The 15854-nt window shown below is 39.8% G+C and carries 12 protein-coding genes; 8 read left to right on the top strand and 4 right to left on the bottom strand.

Translation table 11 applies throughout. The features are described from left to right. Window positions 1-18: 18 nt before the first annotated feature. The 7 genes from BC751_RS00255 to BC751_RS00225 all read left to right on the top strand — a co-directional run bounded on the left by BC751_RS00255 (window position 19) and on the right by BC751_RS00225 (window position 10062). The gene (locus BC751_RS00255) at window positions 19-795 is read left to right on the top strand and encodes a cytochrome c oxidase subunit 3 (RefSeq protein ID WP_130273793.1); all 777 of its coding nucleotides are present in this window, start codon (window positions 19-21) and stop codon (window positions 793-795) included. Window positions 796-814: 19 nt separating this feature from the next. After that, entirely contained in the window at window positions 815-1144 is a 330-nt protein-coding gene (locus BC751_RS00250; protein WP_130273792.1) for a cytochrome C oxidase subunit IV family protein, read from the top strand. A 78-nt stretch (window positions 1145-1222) separates the two neighbouring features. Continuing rightward, complete coding sequence (locus BC751_RS00245) at window positions 1223-1888, top strand: SCO family protein (protein ID WP_130273791.1); 666 nt, start codon at window positions 1223-1225, stop codon at window positions 1886-1888. Next, window positions 1878-2432, top strand: a complete 555-nt coding sequence (locus BC751_RS00240; RefSeq protein ID WP_130273790.1) for a DUF420 domain-containing protein — start codon at window positions 1878-1880, stop codon at window positions 2430-2432. The genes BC751_RS00245 and BC751_RS00240 overlap by 11 nt, the downstream gene beginning before the upstream one ends. Before the next feature lie 32 nt (window positions 2433-2464). Beyond that, a complete protein-coding gene (locus tag BC751_RS00235) occupies window positions 2465-2731 on the top strand; it encodes a hypothetical protein (protein ID WP_423191589.1) in 267 nt (88 codons plus the stop codon). 54 nt (window positions 2732-2785) lie between these two features. After that, window positions 2786-6487 carry a sensor histidine kinase gene (locus tag BC751_RS00230; protein WP_130273788.1) on the top strand — a complete coding sequence of 1234 codons (3702 nt, stop codon included), beginning with the start codon at window positions 2786-2788 and terminating at the stop codon, window positions 6485-6487. A gap of 98 nt (window positions 6488-6585) precedes the next feature. Further along, window positions 6586-10062 (top strand): hypothetical protein, encoded by a 3477-nt coding sequence (locus tag BC751_RS00225; RefSeq protein ID WP_130273787.1) that lies wholly within the window; start codon window positions 6586-6588, stop codon window positions 10060-10062. A 495-nt stretch (window positions 10063-10557) separates the two neighbouring features. Here the strand turns inward: BC751_RS00225 and BC751_RS00220 are convergent, their stop codons facing one another. The 4 genes from BC751_RS00220 to BC751_RS00205 form a co-directional block, all read right to left on the bottom strand. After that, window positions 10558-11217, bottom strand: a complete 660-nt coding sequence (locus BC751_RS00220; protein WP_130273786.1) for a 3-keto-disaccharide hydrolase — start codon at window positions 11215-11217, stop codon at window positions 10558-10560. Window positions 11218-11290: 73 nt separating this feature from the next. Then, window positions 11291-12316, bottom strand: a complete 1026-nt coding sequence (locus BC751_RS00215) for a hypothetical protein (protein ID WP_130273785.1) — start codon at window positions 12314-12316, stop codon at window positions 11291-11293. Then, on the bottom strand, window positions 12313-12624 hold the full coding sequence (locus BC751_RS00210) for a hypothetical protein (RefSeq protein WP_130273784.1): 312 nt from the start codon (window positions 12622-12624) through the stop codon (window positions 12313-12315). Before BC751_RS00210 ends, BC751_RS00215 begins: the two co-directional genes overlap by 4 nt. A gap of 22 nt (window positions 12625-12646) precedes the next feature. Continuing rightward, window positions 12647-13789: a DUF4221 family protein gene (locus BC751_RS00205; RefSeq protein ID WP_130273783.1), complete on the bottom strand. Its 1143-nt coding sequence runs from the start codon at window positions 13787-13789 to the stop codon at window positions 12647-12649. A gap of 471 nt (window positions 13790-14260) precedes the next feature. Here BC751_RS00205 and BC751_RS00200 point away from each other — a divergent pair, with 471 nt between their 5' ends. Further along, window positions 14261-15544 (top strand): M20/M25/M40 family metallo-hydrolase, encoded by a 1284-nt coding sequence (locus BC751_RS00200; RefSeq protein WP_130273782.1) that lies wholly within the window; start codon window positions 14261-14263, stop codon window positions 15542-15544. Window positions 15545-15854 lie beyond the last annotated feature (310 nt).

Genomic DNA, 15854 nt, shown 5'->3' with positions numbered 1-15854 from the left:
AAAGTTAAATCAAACAATATGTCAACGACTGCAACTGCTGTGGGCGTGAGCCCTAAAAGAGGAATCTGGGGAGGTGGTAACGAACCACTCAAAGCCAGTTATGGAAAACTGATGATGTGGTTTTTCTTACTCTCCGATATCTTTACTTTTGCTGCCTTTTTGATTGCATATGCTGCCATCAGGGTCAGTTATCCCGGATATGCAGGGCCTGAGGATACCTTTATTGGTTCTAACGAATATTGGCCAATTCCGGAATTGGTATTTGATGCCATACCGTTTTTCCATGGTGTTCATATTCCATTGGCTTTCGTAGGTCTGATGACCTTTATCCTTATCATGAGTTCTGTAACCATGGTATTGGCTGTGGAAGCAGGCCACAGAAATGACAGAAAAGATGTTGTTAAGTGGTTGCTTTGGACCATGCTTGGAGGGATTACCTTCTTAAGCTGTCAGGCATGGGAATGGACCCATTTTATCCATGGTACAGACGGAGGTTCTCAAATGACATTTGTTAATAAAATGGGTCAGGTAGTAACTGAGACTGTATATGGTGCCAATCTTTTCATCAATGAGTATGGTCCTGCTGCCTTTGCACAATTGTTCTTCTTTATTACCGGTTTTCATGGTTTCCACGTAACTATTGGTGTGTTCCTGTTGTTCTTGGCTTTCTATCAAACGGCAGTAGGAGTTTATGAAAGAAGGGGCCACTACGAAATGGTTGAAAAAATCGGATTGTATTGGCACTTTGTTGACTTGGTTTGGGTGTTCGTATTTACATTCTTCTATTTGATCTAAGGCTTAAAACGACAATAATATGGCTTCACACGAAAATAAATCCACGCTTGAGGTTATCCCAAGAAACGAGGAAAAAATAAAAAAGATTTGGAAGACAGCTTTCATCCTTTTGATTCTTACTTCCATTGAATTTGTATTTGCTTTCACGTTGGATAGGGGAATCCTTTTGTACTTAATCTTCATTGCTCTAACTATTTGGAAAGCAAAATATATCATGATGGAATTCATGCACTTGGGAGAAGAAGCTAAGCCACTGTTCTATTCCATTATCGTTCCATTGATCTTTCTTGTATGGCTAGTAATCGCTTTGATGAGAGAGGGAACTGATATTTTCCTTTTGAGGTGGTAATGCTTCCATAAAAGTTAAAAAAAATAGGTTGGGGAGTGAATCTTCAACCTAATTTTTTGTTTAGTAGTAAAGATAAATATGCGTACGATTAGATTACTTCAAGGGCTTGTTCTGATTTGTATTTTGATGATCCCGGTGCTCATTATTGTGTTTTTGAAGACATTTGGTACCAATCATTATGAAATACCAGTATTATTTCAGGACGGAGTGGAAAACCCTTTTCAAGAATGTGAGTTTAATGAGTCGGGACAGCATTACATTCCCGATTTTCGATTCACTACTCAGGATAATGGCCTGAGAGGTAGAGAGGAAATGGAAGGAAAGCTAACTATAGTGGATTTCTTTTTCACTTCTTGCCCCAGTATTTGCCCTGTAATGTCCACTGAGATGGAACGTGTAAACGATGCATTTCGGAACGAACCGGATGTACAGATTTATTCCATTTCCATTGATCCTGAATATGATACGCCGGAAGTGTTGAAAGATTATGCAGACCGGCACAATGCCATACAAGGGAAGTGGTTCTTTTTGACTGGAGATAAGGAAGAAATCTATAACCTGGCGCGTTGTGGATTCATTTTGCCTACCATTGATGGTCATGGGGAACCGGATGATTTTGTACATAGTGACAAATTCGTTCTTGTGGATGAACTTGGAAGGATCAGAGGGTATTACAGTGGTACCAATAGGGATGAAGTGGACCGTTTGATTTTAGAAACAAAAATATTGTTACATGGAAAATAATAGTTTGGCTCAACAGCCTGAAAGTAAAGGTGTTTTGAGGTTAATTACAGTAATTTCAATTGCTGTGCCTATCGTTGTAGCAGTGCTTCTCTTTATGCCCTCCAAAATTGAGGTGGCCAGTAATTGGGTGTATTTTCTACCTCATTTGAATGCGGTGATCAATACAGCTGCTACCCTGGCCCTGATAGCCGCATTGGTCTTCATTAAACAAAATAACATAGCCTATCACAGGGCATCCATGACTGTTGCTTTTGCTTTGGGAGCTGTTTTCCTGGTTTCATATGTTATTTATCATGCCAGTGCCGAAAGCACCGCATTTGGAGGTGAAGGATGGATCAGACCGGTTTATTATTTTATATTGATCAGCCATATTGTTCTGGCGGCTATTGCCTTGTTCCCTATTTTGCTTGCCTATTACTACGGGTATACAGATCAAAGGAGTAAACACCGGAAAATTGTTAAATTTGCTTATCCGATCTGGTTGTATGTAACCATCACAGGCGTACTGGTTTATCTGATGATCAGTCCTTACTACAATTTCTAACCCCCCTTATTGAAAGGGACGTTGAACTTATGATGAAGCTTATTAAACGGATATTGTTGACCCTGCTGATCGCCTTATTAAGTAATGTCAGTTTGATTTATGCGCAATGCGCCATGTGCAGGGCTACTGTAGAGAATAACGTGAGCAATGGGGAGACAACCATTGGGGCGGGACTTAATGCAGGCATCCTTTATTTATTTGCGATGCCTTATCTTATTGCCGCGGTAATAGGTTTCCTCTGGTATAGAGCAGCGAAAAAGCGAAAAGCAAAATTTGTTTTCCAGGGAGATAAATTCTGATAAAAGAAGGCAAAGTTGGTTATCCAACTTTGCTTTTTTACTTTTATCCTTCCTATGTTAAAGAGAAAAAGAACTATCCTTCTATTGGCAGTTTTGGGGATTGGCTTATTGCTTGCCCTCAACTTTTTTATTAGTGGGCAGGGTAGTTCTGACAAATACTTTTTATCAGTCAATCAAAAGGTCAATCAAATCCTTCAGGAATTTGATCAGGATTTTATCGATCTTTTGATGCAAAACCGACCCGAAGACCCCATTTCTTTTTCAAAAATGAGTATCAGCTCCAAACATCCTTACTACATTTTCGGGGAAAATGGGGAGTTGATTTATTGGTCAGATTTTACCTTTATCCCAGATTTTGAACTGGTTAGAGGTATGGCTAATCCTTATTACTATGAGGATAGGCAAGGGATTTATTTTTCCAAAGTCAGGAGATTCACAAGGAATGAAAAAGGGTTTTGGCTGGTTCAGCTGCATCCTTTTTTCTTCAAAAGGGAGATTCAGAATGAGTTCCTGCAGACAGGATTTAATAAAAAGTTTTTTGGGAATGACTTTTTGAGTTTGTCCCCCAGTAGAGAGGAGGGGTATTATGACCTTGAAAGCGATAAAGGAGAGTACCTGTTTTCTATTAAATTTGAACAGGGATACCAGCCTATTGAGCAAACCAATAATATTGCCATTTTGGTCTTTTTCTTTTCTCTCCTTTTGCTCATTTTGATTTTAGGCTATGGATTTGTCAAAACGATCTGGTTCAAGGGGAAGGAAAGTCTGGCCATTTTGTACACGGCAGGCACTTTATTTTCTATAAGGGGATTTATGCTCTTTTTTGACTTTCCTCAGGGTTATTTTGATTATGAATTATTCGACTCCAGCAAGTATGCTTCTTCCTGGTTCAACCCGAGTCTGGGGGATCTCTTGCTTAACGTTATTTGCCTTGCTGTAATCCTGGCGATGATTTTGGGGCTATTTAGGAAAGAAGGGTTTTTACTTAAGTTTAAAAAAGTACAGGAAAGATTCAGTAAATGGTTTTTTTATGTCTTGCTTTATACAGGGGCTCTATTACTGTTGGTCGCATTTTATGGGCTGTATATCGATATCCTGAGCAATTCCCAGTGGGAGCTCAATATTCTTAGCCTTCCCTCAATGGATTACCTGAAAGGAATCAGCTTGTTGATCATTTTCTTTGGTGCCGGAGCTTATGTGCTTTTCTCGATTTTAGGATTGAGTCTGGTACTGAACCATGGTATGGAAGAAAAGACCTATGCACTCAAAGTACTTGTCATTTTTGCTTCCCCTATCATTATTTTATTGGCATGGATCAATTGGGTCCATCTTTTGGCGTTTTTAGCCCATGTCATATTTCTTGTTTCCATCATCTCCTTCGATCTTCATAAGAATATTTTCAAGTTGGGATTAAATACCTTTTTGACCTTCTTCTTTGCTTGTCTGATTACAGCCATAATTGCGGGCATTGCTGTTCATGATGTGTATTTGAAAAAACAATTGCAGTCAAAAACCAGGTTTGGTACCCAGCAATTGATTGAAAATGATGTCATGGCTGAGTTTTTCCTATCGGATATCATGAACAGGATCCGTGAAGACCTTTTTATTAAAAATGCAATAACAGACCCTTTCCAGTCCAAGGAACCCATAGAGCGGAAGATAAGAAGGATTCATATGACACCTTACTTTGACCAATATGCACTTAAGGTGAAGGTGTTCAATGCTGCTGGAGATAATATTTTGATAAGAAATGATGAGGAAAACCTGGAGTCTGTGCGGTTCAGTTATGTTAAAAGTGATTATGCTACCTCTGTAAGGGACCTTTATTTTATTAAAGGGAATGAGGAAGGTGCCAGTAACCAGTACTTTGCTTTTATCCCGCTCTATAAGGATGACGTATTTATAGGTACTGTTTATTTGGAATTGAAGCAACTCAGAATTCTTCCGGGAGCGGTATTTCCCAAGCTTCTCATGGATAGGAATTATCTTGCCACACTGAATGACAAAAATTATAATTATGCACTTTTTCAGGATGGGGTGCTTCAATATGCTGTGGGGGTTTTTAATTATCGGGCAGCTGATTTTTATGAATTGCTTGATCTTCCCGGACTATATAAGTCCGGAATTTACAGGAAAAAATACCACCATTTAGGGGTGAAAAATGAGGACAAAGTCATCATAGTATCTTCCCCTCTTTATCCTGTTTATTACATCCTGGCAGATATTTCCTTGTTTTTCCTTTCCTTTATTCTGCTGACTTTAGTCAGTCTGTTGGTGTATGCGTTGATCAGGGGACTGAAAACCTTCGAATTCAATTATGCCACTAAGTTGCAGATGTACCTGAATTTTGCTTTCTTTTTCCCTATTCTGATCATATCCGCAATTATTTTAGGGCTTTTGACCAATTCTTATCAGGAAGAGCTTCACAGGCAGTATTTTCAGAAGGCGACTTTGATTAAAGATAACCTCGCTGCCATTATGGAAAAACAACTGGCCGGTGTAGCAGATAGGGATGATTTCTTTGAAGCTGTCAATAGTCTGTCCGGGACGACCAATCTGGAAATCAATGTCTATGAGAAGGAAGGATATCTTAAGGCAAGTTCTCAGCCCAATATTTTTGATAAACGCATCCTCACCAAATACATTAACCCCATGGCCATTGTGGAGGTAGTGGAAGGTCAAAACAACCTGGTGCTTTTACAGGAAAGGGTAGGCTCATTGAATTATAAGACGGTATATGCAGCGGTAAGGTCCACGGATGGACAGGAAATAAAAGCTATTGTGGCCATTCCGTTTTTTGAATCAGAAAGTGAGCTGGATTTATTGATCGCAGATGTGCTCAGTAACATCCTGAACATCTTCGTGCTGGTGTTCATCATGTTCCTTTTTGTCTCCTATTTTGTTTCCAGAAATCTGACCTTCCCATTCAAGCTTTTGACCCAAAAACTTAAAGCTACGGATCTGGATAATAACGAGCCTATGTATTGGCCGGCTAAGGATGAAATTGGACTTTTGGTCAATGAGTATAATAACATGTTGTTCAAACTGGAGGCCAGTAAGAATGTCCTGGCCAGTACAGAAAAAGAGTCTGCCTGGAGAGAGATGGCCAAACAGGTGGCCCATGAGATCAAAAATCCCCTGACCCCGATGAAACTGACCCTGCAACATCTGCTCAGGTTGCAGTCAGAGGGAAAAATAGATGACCCCAAAAAACTTAAGAAGCCGATTGAAACATTGATCCATCAGGTAGACACCTTAAGTGATATAGCTACATCGTTCTCCACTTTTGCAAAAATGCCGCTTCCAAAGAATGAATTGATGGATTTCCGAAAGGTGGTTCAGGATACATTGGAGTTATTCAAAAATAGGGAGAAAGGTACGATCAGCTTTGAAGATTTGAGCCACTCGGACAGGCTTAAGATTATGGGGGACGACCATCTGTTTGGAAGGGTTATTTCCAATCTGATCATCAATGGTATACAGGCTGTTGAAGAACCCGATAAACCTGAGATCAAAGTCCGTCTCAAAGAAGAGGAAGGGCAAGTGATTTTGGAAATCCAGGACAATGGAAAAGGAATTCCTGAAGAATTAAAGGACAAGATTTTTATTCCAAATTTCAGCACCAAATCCGAGGGGTCTGGGCTTGGCCTTGCGATTGCCAAAAGAGGTGTTGAAACTGCCGGTGGTCGTATTTGGTTTGAAACGGAATTGGGAAAGGGCACTTCTTTCTTCTTGTCTTTTGATCTGGTCAACTGATTTTTTCAGGATACGATTTCAATTTTTCTGTAGGCTAACTCCCTGATTTTAATTCTTCATCCATAAAATTTACCTTAGTATGTATTTTGTGTGTGAATATGCTTAGGGTTAGTGCCATTTTAATTTTCCTTTTGTGCCTTACAAGCTTCGGTAAATGGGCAAGTGCCCAGACTGAAACCTGTAAAACAATCTCAGGAGAACTCGCAGCCCAAACTTTTATTTTAGATTCTTTATCTGTTCTGGAAGAAACCATCCGCATTACAGATAGCAAGGAAAGAGCATATGATTTTTCCTATCATCTTGGTTCGGGTATCATAAAGATACATTTCCCTGATGTTAATAGACCAGATTCTTTGCTGATCTGTTATCGAACTATACCGATTGCTTTTCATGAAAGGGTGGCGAAAAGAACCCTCTTGGCAGATTACGATTCCATGGCCTATTTCAAAGATAGGAGGATGGCCGCTTCTCCTCTGTTTGATTTTAGGGAGGAATTGTTCCCGTCCACCAACCTCAACAAATCGGGAAACCTTACCAGAGGGATTTCATTCGGTAATACTCAGAATTTATTTGTCAATTCCTCTTTGAATCTGCAAATGAACGGTGAGCTTTCGGAGAATCTGAATATCAGGGCAAGCATTACTGATCAAAATGTACCTTTTCAACCGGAAGGCAATACCCAACAATTACAGGATTTTGATAATGTACTGGTGGAGCTTTACAATGAGCGGTTTAACCTGGCAGCGGGGGATGTGGTATTGCAACAGCGTAAATCAGAGTTTCTTCGGCATTATAAAAATGTCCAAGGGGCGCAGTTGACGACTAAATATGCGATAGGAGATAAATGGAAAGCTTCCACCCAGGCTGCGGCTTCTGTGGCAAAGGGTAAATTTGCTTCCATAAACTTGGAAGTTACTGAGGGTACTCTTGGGCCTTATCGGATTCCCGGGCCACAGAACGAGCGCTTTGTGATCATCATGGCCAATTCCGAAAGGGTTTTCCTAGATGGTAAGCAGCTGCAAAGGGGCTTTAATTACGATTATGTCATAGACTATAACCAAGGGGAAATCACTTTTACCCCTAATGTATTGATTACCCAATATACCCGTATAAGGATAGATTATGAATATGCCGAAAGGAATTTTACCCGGTCTATCCTGACAACTAACCATATTCAGGAAACAGATAAGGTTGCTTTGTATATGAATTTTTACAGGGAAATGGATAACCGAAACCGCCCGCTTTTTTTTGAACTCAGCGATGCGGATAAAAGACTGCTGGCCTCCGTCGGGAATGACTTAGAGTCAGCTGCCGTTCCAAGGGTGGATTCTGTAGCTTTTGATCCAAACCGTGTATTGTACAGGAGGGTACTGGATGTAGATGATCAAGGCAATCCCATAGTTTTTTATGAATATTCAACTGATCCAGAGCAGACCCATTTTGCCATCGGATTCTCGGAAGTTGGACAAGGTAATGGGGATTATGTGAGGGACCGGCAATTGGCCAATGGGCCGGTATTTGTGTTCAGACCTAGGGTCAATGGTGTGCCCCAAGGGAATTATTCCATCTTATCCCCTCTTCCAGCTCCCAATAAAAAACAGATGTTCACTACGGGCGCCAGGGTAAGGCTCAGTTCATTTGAGCAGGTTTATACAGAAATGGCTTTCTCCAACGTGGACCAAAACCTGTTTTCTGAAATTGATAATGAAACCAACAATGGCTTTGGTATCAAGTCAGGCTTTGTTTCAGAAAATAGACCCTTGGAAAAGTTAAAGGGTTACCGCTTCAATGCCCTGACGGAATTTGAATATAACTCGGATAATTTCAGCTTCATTGACCGGTTACGGTATATAGAATTTGACCGGGACTGGAGCTTGAGCAGAGAGGATATGCTGGAAGCTGGACATGAGCGGATCTTTAATGCCGGTTTCGGGTTCATGAAGGACCAGCATAATGAATTGAGCTATCGCTTTAATTTTAGGAACCGTGGAGCCATTCAGTCCGGAACCCAGCATATGGCCAAATTCAACCAGCAATTGGGAAGAAGGTTTTTTCTTAAAAATGAGCTTTTTGTGCTGGATTCAGATGTCCGGAATCTCAACTCCGATTGGTTCAGATATACCGGAGATTTTCAGTATAGATCCAAAATTTTGGTTCCCGGTTACCGGCTAATGCTCGATAGAAATGCGGTCAGAAACATGGAAACGGATTCTGTGGTGAGTACCGCCATGAACTTTGTGGAGCATATGGCCTATCTTAACAGTAACGATACTTTGCCTTATTCTTTTTTTATCAATGCTTCAGTTAGGGAAGATCTTTTTCCTGTGAATGGTATTTTGGCTCCTGATACAGAAGCATTTCAGACCATGTTTGGATTGAAGAGGAGGTTCAAAGGGCATGACCTTAGCGCAAGTTTTACTTACCGGGAACTGGAATTTTTGAGGCTGGATGGAGAAAAAGAAACCACTGTTTTGGGAAAGGTGGATTACTTGGGAACAATGGCTAAGGGAGCAATAAGGAACGAACTCAGCTATGCCTTGGGCAATGGCAGGGAATTCCGCAGGGAGTTTGTCTTCCTTCCAGTTCCTACAGGAGAGGGTACCCATACCTGGAGAGATGACAATGGAGATGGGATTCAGCAGTTGAATGAGTTTTACCTGGCCTTCAATCCGGAAGAGAAAAATTTTATAAAGGTATTTGTGCCTACCACTGAGTTTGTACAGGCCTATACAACCATTTTTAATTATCGCCTCAATGCCAGATTTCCTGATTCCTGGAGAAAAGAAGGGGGGATGAAGCAGTTTCTGCAGAAATTTTCCAATACTACAAGCCTGAGTATTGAGAAGAAGATTACTTCCAATGAATTTTGGGACAGGATCAACCCTTTTGTGGGGGGATTCGCGGATGAGGACTTGATTTCGGTCAGGCAGGTGATCCGTTCTTCTTTCTTCTTTAACCGTTCTTCTGCCAAGTATGGTTTTGATGTGTCAGTTTTTGACAGTCAAAACAAACAACTGCTGGCCGGAGGATTTGATGATTTGTTACAAAAGGATTGGCGCTTGAATACGCGTTACAATATCAATCCAAATCTCAATTTACGCTTGATAGGGCAATCGGGCAGGAGAATTGCCGATTCAGATTTTTTGGACAACCGCAATTATTCCATTCAGCAATATGGGTATGGTCCCGAATTCGCTTATCAGCCCAGCAATGTTTTTAGGACAACCATCATGTACCAGTATATGGACAAAGTGAATCAGGCCAATACAGAGTTTGATGAAAAAGCAATGATCCACCAAGCTGGTCTTGACTTTAGGTTTGCCAAGGCCATAAAAACCACGATCAATGCCAACTTCAGGTACATCTATATTGATTATAACGGACAGGCCAATACCCCTACTGGATATGAGATGTTACAGGCTTTGACTACTGGGAACAATGTGACCTGGTCGTTGAATTGGCTGCAAAAAATCGGGGAGGGATTACAGATGAATATGGTGTATGAGGGAAGAAACTCTGAGGGTTTGGGCAGACTGGTGCATATCGGAAGGATGCAGGTGACGGCATTGTTTTGAACCACAACAGTGAGAAAAGGGGACAAAAGAAATGTTGTTTTAATGCTTTGGATATTTTGGCTATTGTGACTTTTGTGGGCTTTTGCGGTTAAAATTTCAATTAGAGTTGTGGCTGAAGATCAAAGGGAAAGCCATCAATCATTGGATTTTATTGAACCACAACAGAGACAAAAGGAAACAAAAGAAATGTTGTTTTAATGCTTTGGATATTTTGGCTATTGTGACTTTTGTGGGCTTTTGTGGTTAAAATTTCAATTAGAGTTGTGGCTGAAGATCAAAGGGAAAGCCATCAATCATTGGATTTTATTGAACCACAACAGTGACAAAAGGAAACAAAAGAAAGGTTGTTGTCAAGGCTTTAGGTAGTATGGCAGTTCTGACTTTTGTGGTTGATTTTGATTTGATTAAGAAAAGCCAATATTTTTGCCACAAAGACACTAAGGTACTAAGGTCTTTTCTTTTCGGATCTTTGTGACTTGGTGCCTTTGTGGCATTTTAAAGTTTTGTCAGTTCCAGCTTCCTAAACTCCACTTCTGCCCCTTCGGCCTGAATGGCGATTTTGCCTTTGCTGGCGGTGGCTCCAAAACCATGGTTGACCAGGTCGCCATTTACCCATACTTTGACCTCATCTCCTTGGCATTCGATCAGCATACGGTTCCATTCTCCCAAAGGTTTTTCTGAGCCGTCAGTGAGGTTAAGAATTCGCCGTCCTTTTCCTTCAGTTACTCCCCAGTTCTCCCTTGGACCTCTTCGGGCTTCCATCTCAGGAACTTGGATATCTTCTCCGATTACCCAAAAATCTCCGGCATTTTCATGCATCATCTGTACTTCTATGGATTTGGGAAACATGTCATAGAGGAATCGGTGGGAAGAAGCATGAACCAAAACGCCACAATTCCCAGGCGCTCCCGGAAAGCGGTATTCTACTTCCAAGCGGTAATTTTCAAATTCTTTTTCCGTAATCAGGTGTCCTAATGGTGTCCCAAGACTTACCAACATCCCTTCCCGTACGATAAAAGGCTTCCTCAAGGAAGCGTCTTTATCAAGTTCGGGTACATCCATATACCAACCGCTAAGGTCTTTTCCATTAAAAAGACTTTGTGCGGAGCTTTCCAAAGCTAAAAGTAAAATCAGGAAGGTGAAGCGAAATTTCATATCGGAAGATACAGAAATAATAGCTTTTCCAGAAAACTTTTGTAAGGACTTGAATTCATTCCATTTGAATTTATTAAAAGACTGAACTTAGTGGTGTGATTTCTATGTATTGTAAACTGTCTTTTTCAAAATAATTAAATAAATGGTTGTTTGGCCCAAAATGAACGGGCATATGCTGGATATCAATTAATACTGCTGTAGGAGTATCATCAAGAGCACATTTTATCAAATGTCGGCTTAATGTTTTCCTGTCTGAATGCTGTGTTACAATTAATAAAAGCTGATCATTGTAAAGTGTGAAATCCATTACTCTGGTGTATTCTTGTAGATCAACCTCTGCTTTAGCGTATTCCTCCATTGTGGCATACCGCTTGTTTTCCGTGAAATTATAGTTGATTTCTTCAGGTACTGAAAATTTTCTTTTCGAAATCAATTTCCCTTTTTTATCAATAGTGAGTAGAAGTTGATAATATGGATTTAAAAGGTGGAATTTGTCGCCTTCTACAAGCACTTGGACAAATTCTGCAACAGGATGTTCCAAGGTTTCTTCAAACAGGAGCTTTGAAGTTTGGGTCTTGATATTGTATAAATAAGTTTTGGATTGATTTAGTTTTTCGAATACAAAAGTGGTTATGATAAGGTGGTTATTATCGAACTTGGTAAAATCTGAAATGAATTCGGTAGAGGGAATGTCTATGGTTAATACCTTGACATTATAGGGGTTTTCAGTGTCGATAAAATGAAATTCATTCGGAGATATTTTTAGAATCGCAAGAGTCTCCGAGTCGAAATAATTTAATTTGGAAACATATTGCCCCTTGATTTCAAATCCTGCATAAGTTTCCTTCATCTCGACCAGCTGAATGGCTGAATCCAATTTGTTCTCCTTATATATATCCAGCTGTGTACGGAAGTTGTGGAGGACAAAAATAGCATCTTGATGAAAAGACATAAGCAGTTCATTGGGGTTTCTGATTTTTTCAATCTTTAATGTTTGCTCAATATCATGAAATGATTCCTTGTGGTTTTCGCAGGAAGATTGAAAAATCAGATGGCAAAAAAGACAGATACACCAAAGGTAATGTTTTGCTGATTTCATTTAATAGAGGAGTTAGTTTGGATGTAATAACTGCTTTTTTCCAAATAATTTTCAAAATAACGCGTGCTGTCCCAAAGAACTTTAATCTTATTTTTACTGCCAAACAACATGGCTTTTTTCTTGGAATTGGAAAGCACTATCACTAAAGTAGATGAATCGTTTGTGCTTAAATTCAATTTGTCGCTGTATTCTGAGAAGCAGGAATTACAACGGTCCAAATCAATGATAGCAAAATGGGGTGCCGACTTGACTGCATTTTCAAGTTCCGGATTTGTTTTTTTAGGCTTTCCAAGGCAGGATAGCAACAAGAGTATTAAAGCAAATGAAATTTTATTTCGCACTGAATACATCATATACTATTTCATCTTCATTTAGATTTTTATAATTGGGGTGGATCCTTGGTAAGTATATGCCGTCAGGGCCTAAAAAAGGGACTAATGGATCATAAATGCCAGCCTTGAATTTGGTGCTTCCAAAAAATTCACCATTGAGGTTATAGGTGAGAATTTCAAAGTCCTTTGAAAGATAAATATTTATAATGTCGCTATTTTTTGTTTTTGACTCGGCTAGTGGAAGGAACCGAATTCTGTGTATAATGTTTTTTTCCAAATCCAATAAAATTCTTCCATAAACATAGCCTTCAGACATCATTTTAGGCCATTTTTCTTTGTACTTATCTTTAGGAACAGGCTGTGGTTTGGTACTTATTTCTCCATTCATAGGAATTGGTATTGACTCAATTAAAACTCCATTTTCTCCTTTGATATGATAAACTGTGTCTGATAGGTTCCATGAAAAATACCATTCTTCTGGACCAATTTTTACCCTTTTAAATGTTTCCTCGATCCATCTTTGATCATGAAAAACATTGGGTTTTTTTACGTAGTTATATGAAGTAAAATCACCTGAAATTAAATTGAGGCTATGTTCCGTTATAAAATTCCCATCCTGAAGACTTGCATCCAACAAAGGATAGACTGAAAAATGTAATTCGTTTCCAAAAAGAATCGATGGAACAGAAGGTGTTCCAACATGATTTATTAAACCATCAATATCACTGGTAAATTCATTGTGCTTGATCCGGTCTACAATATTTCCACTTAGGTCTACGATAAGTGAGTTTTTCAAAAGGAATTGAGGGAATAAAAAAATAGAGTCAGCATTGTGATAATAGAATGTGTTTAACCTTTCCAATCCATTTACCCCTTCTCTCTCTACAGGTATCCTGTGGATCAGTTTTTGGTCAGACAAACTGTAAAAATCCAAAGAATAATTGACCTGGTTCAAAACCAACAAAGTGTCTCGGACTACCTGATAAATGTAAAATTCATAGGTGGATTTTTCGTCTAATGGTAACCGTAAAGATTTTGTTTTCACCAAAAACTGGTTTTCTGGAACCTGGAGATTTTGGGAAAAATTACAGGAGGAAATAAAGATTAAACTGATATAAGATAAAATGATTTGTCTTCTCATAAAAGCATTATTTGAAGGTAAAAAGATAATAAACCGCTTTGAAATCCTAGGAATGCAAAGCGGTTTTAAATTTGTCTACTGTTGCGCCCCACCTCCACATATGATTTGTGGAGGACAAGAGCTTCCAGTTCCAGCGCAAGCACCTCTGTCTACTTTATTGAATGCACAAAACATACAATCAATTGATTGATCGTAGGCACATGCGCTCTCACTTGAAAAACAAATACCTGCTGAAATCATTACTGTCAGAAGGGAGGCTTTAAAGAAATTTTTCATAATTGTTAAATTTTGGTTAAAGATTTAGTTTTTGAAAACTAAAAAAAAAACAACAACTATGTCAAGAGTTTTGTCTGATTTTTCACAAATTTTCCCTTGAGATGAATCTCATTAGCTCAGAAAAAGGATAAGTTGACAAACGGTATTGCCATAAACATATTTTTTCGGGTATTTCAAATTCTAAAAGAAACCCTTATGAGAATCAGATCCCTCGCATTGAGTGTTTTCGGCGCGCTTATTTCCATTTCTGTAAAGGCTCAAGTGATTCAGCAATCCTACAAAGATCAGGTGGAAACTTTGGTACATGATCCTGCTGTAAAAAAGGCTTTTGAATATATCCTTCGTATCGATGAGCAGACCGTACAGGACATGATTACCCTGACCGAAATTCCATCGCCATCCCATCATGAAGAAGAAAAAGGAAAGGTTTTTGCCCAGATGCTAAGGGATGCGGGAGCAGATTCTGTCTGGACAGATGAGGTTGGAAATGTGATAGGGCTTAGGAAGGGAACCAAAGGCCAAAAGACTTTTTTGGTGGAAGGGCATTTGGATACAGTTTTTCCTTTTGGCACCGATGTAACCGTCAAGGAAAGAGGGGATACCTTATTTGCTCCCGGGATTACAGATGCCAACAGGTCCCTGGCTATTGTAGTGGCTTTACTCAAAACCATGGTACATGAAAATATCCGCACGCAAGATGACATTTGGTTTGCCGGGACGGTGGGTGAAGAGGGTTTGGGAGATCTTAAAGGTATGAAGTTTCTGTTTAGGGAGGGTGCACATCCATTAGCGGCCCATATTGCCATTGATGGAGGAGGACTGGAAGATATCGTGAATGGGGGAATTGGTTCCTTAAGATATAAGGTGACTTTCAAAGGGCCAGGAGGGCATTCTTATGGGGCATTTGGGATAGGAAATCCTCATAATGCTTTGGCCCAGGCCGTGGTTGCCTTTGTGCCTAAAGCTGATGCTTTTACCAAGGAAGGACCTAAAACCACCTACAGTGTTTCAGTACTTGGAGGAGGTACCTCGGTAAACTCTATTCCATATGAATCCTGGATGCTGGTGGATATGCGTTCAGAAAGTCAGGAAAAACTACAGGGCATCAATCAATTGTTTTTGGAGTCCATACAGGAAGGATTGGAAAAAGAAAATGCCATTATCCGACAAGGCAAAGCTTTGACCGTGGATATTGAAAAAGTTGGGGACAGACCCAGTGGATTGGCAGACCCTGATTCCCCTTTGATTCAGCGGACCATGGCCATAGCCAAGCACCTTTCAGGGAATGATCCGGAATTAAGTATCAGCTCGACCAATAGCAATGTGGCTTTTTCATTGGGCATTCCCGCAGTGACCATTGGCCGTGGAGGAGAAGGAGGCGGTGCCCACAGTCTGGATGAATGGTGGGTAAACAAGGATGGACATTTGGCTATTCAGCAGGCTCTTTTGTTGATTTTGATGCAGGGGGGCTGGATTTAGAGAAGAGAAATTAGAAGCGAGAAGCGAGAGCAAATCTGCATTCGAATTAAATTGTATCCCAAAAGCTATCCAATTCCAGTCGGTAAGCTATAGAAAGAAGCATTTCCTTGTCATGCCGAGTATTGAACATTTACGAAAAAGTACAGAAAGGTTAATGAAAAAATTACGCCTCATGCTCAGATTTTAAAATTTGGCATTTAATGCCGTTTAGTTAGTGGTTATTTGAGTGAAATTCATTATATTAGAGGTATAAAATAAGGCTTCCGAAAGCAGGGAGTGCTGGAAGCCTTAAAACTTTAATTGTAAATGA

This window comes from Cecembia calidifontis, assembly GCF_004216715.1.
Lineage (GTDB): Bacteria > Bacteroidota > Bacteroidia > Cytophagales > Cyclobacteriaceae > Cecembia_A > Cecembia_A calidifontis.
The sequence above is the reverse complement of the archived record's forward strand: the minus strand, read 5'-3'. Positions and strand labels throughout refer to the sequence as shown.

Bases quoted from the DNA above. Each gene is read 5' to 3' on its own strand.
- BC751_RS00255 (WP_130273793.1), top strand. From the start codon at position 19: ATGTCAACGACTGCAACTGCTGTGGGCGTGAGCCCTAAAAGAGGAATC.
- BC751_RS00250 (WP_130273792.1), top strand. From the start codon at position 815: ATGGCTTCACACGAAAATAAATCCACGCTTGAGGTTATCCCAAGAAAC.
- BC751_RS00245 (WP_130273791.1), top strand. From the start codon at position 1,223: ATGCGTACGATTAGATTACTTCAAGGGCTTGTTCTGATTTGTATTTTG.
- BC751_RS00240 (WP_130273790.1), top strand. From the start codon at position 1,878: ATGGAAAATAATAGTTTGGCTCAACAGCCTGAAAGTAAAGGTGTTTTG.
- BC751_RS00235 (WP_423191589.1), top strand. From the start codon at position 2,465: ATGAAGCTTATTAAACGGATATTGTTGACCCTGCTGATCGCCTTATTA.
- BC751_RS00230 (WP_130273788.1), top strand. From the start codon at position 2,786: ATGTTAAAGAGAAAAAGAACTATCCTTCTATTGGCAGTTTTGGGGATT.
- BC751_RS00225 (WP_130273787.1), top strand. From the start codon at position 6,586: ATGCTTAGGGTTAGTGCCATTTTAATTTTCCTTTTGTGCCTTACAAGC.
- BC751_RS00220 (WP_130273786.1), bottom strand. From the start codon at position 11,217: ATGAAATTTCGCTTCACCTTCCTGATTTTACTTTTAGCTTTGGAAAGC.
- BC751_RS00215 (WP_130273785.1), bottom strand. From the start codon at position 12,316: ATGAAATCAGCAAAACATTACCTTTGGTGTATCTGTCTTTTTTGCCAT.
- BC751_RS00205 (WP_130273783.1), bottom strand. From the start codon at position 13,789: ATGAGAAGACAAATCATTTTATCTTATATCAGTTTAATCTTTATTTCC.
- BC751_RS00200 (WP_130273782.1), top strand. From the start codon at position 14,261: ATGAGAATCAGATCCCTCGCATTGAGTGTTTTCGGCGCGCTTATTTCC.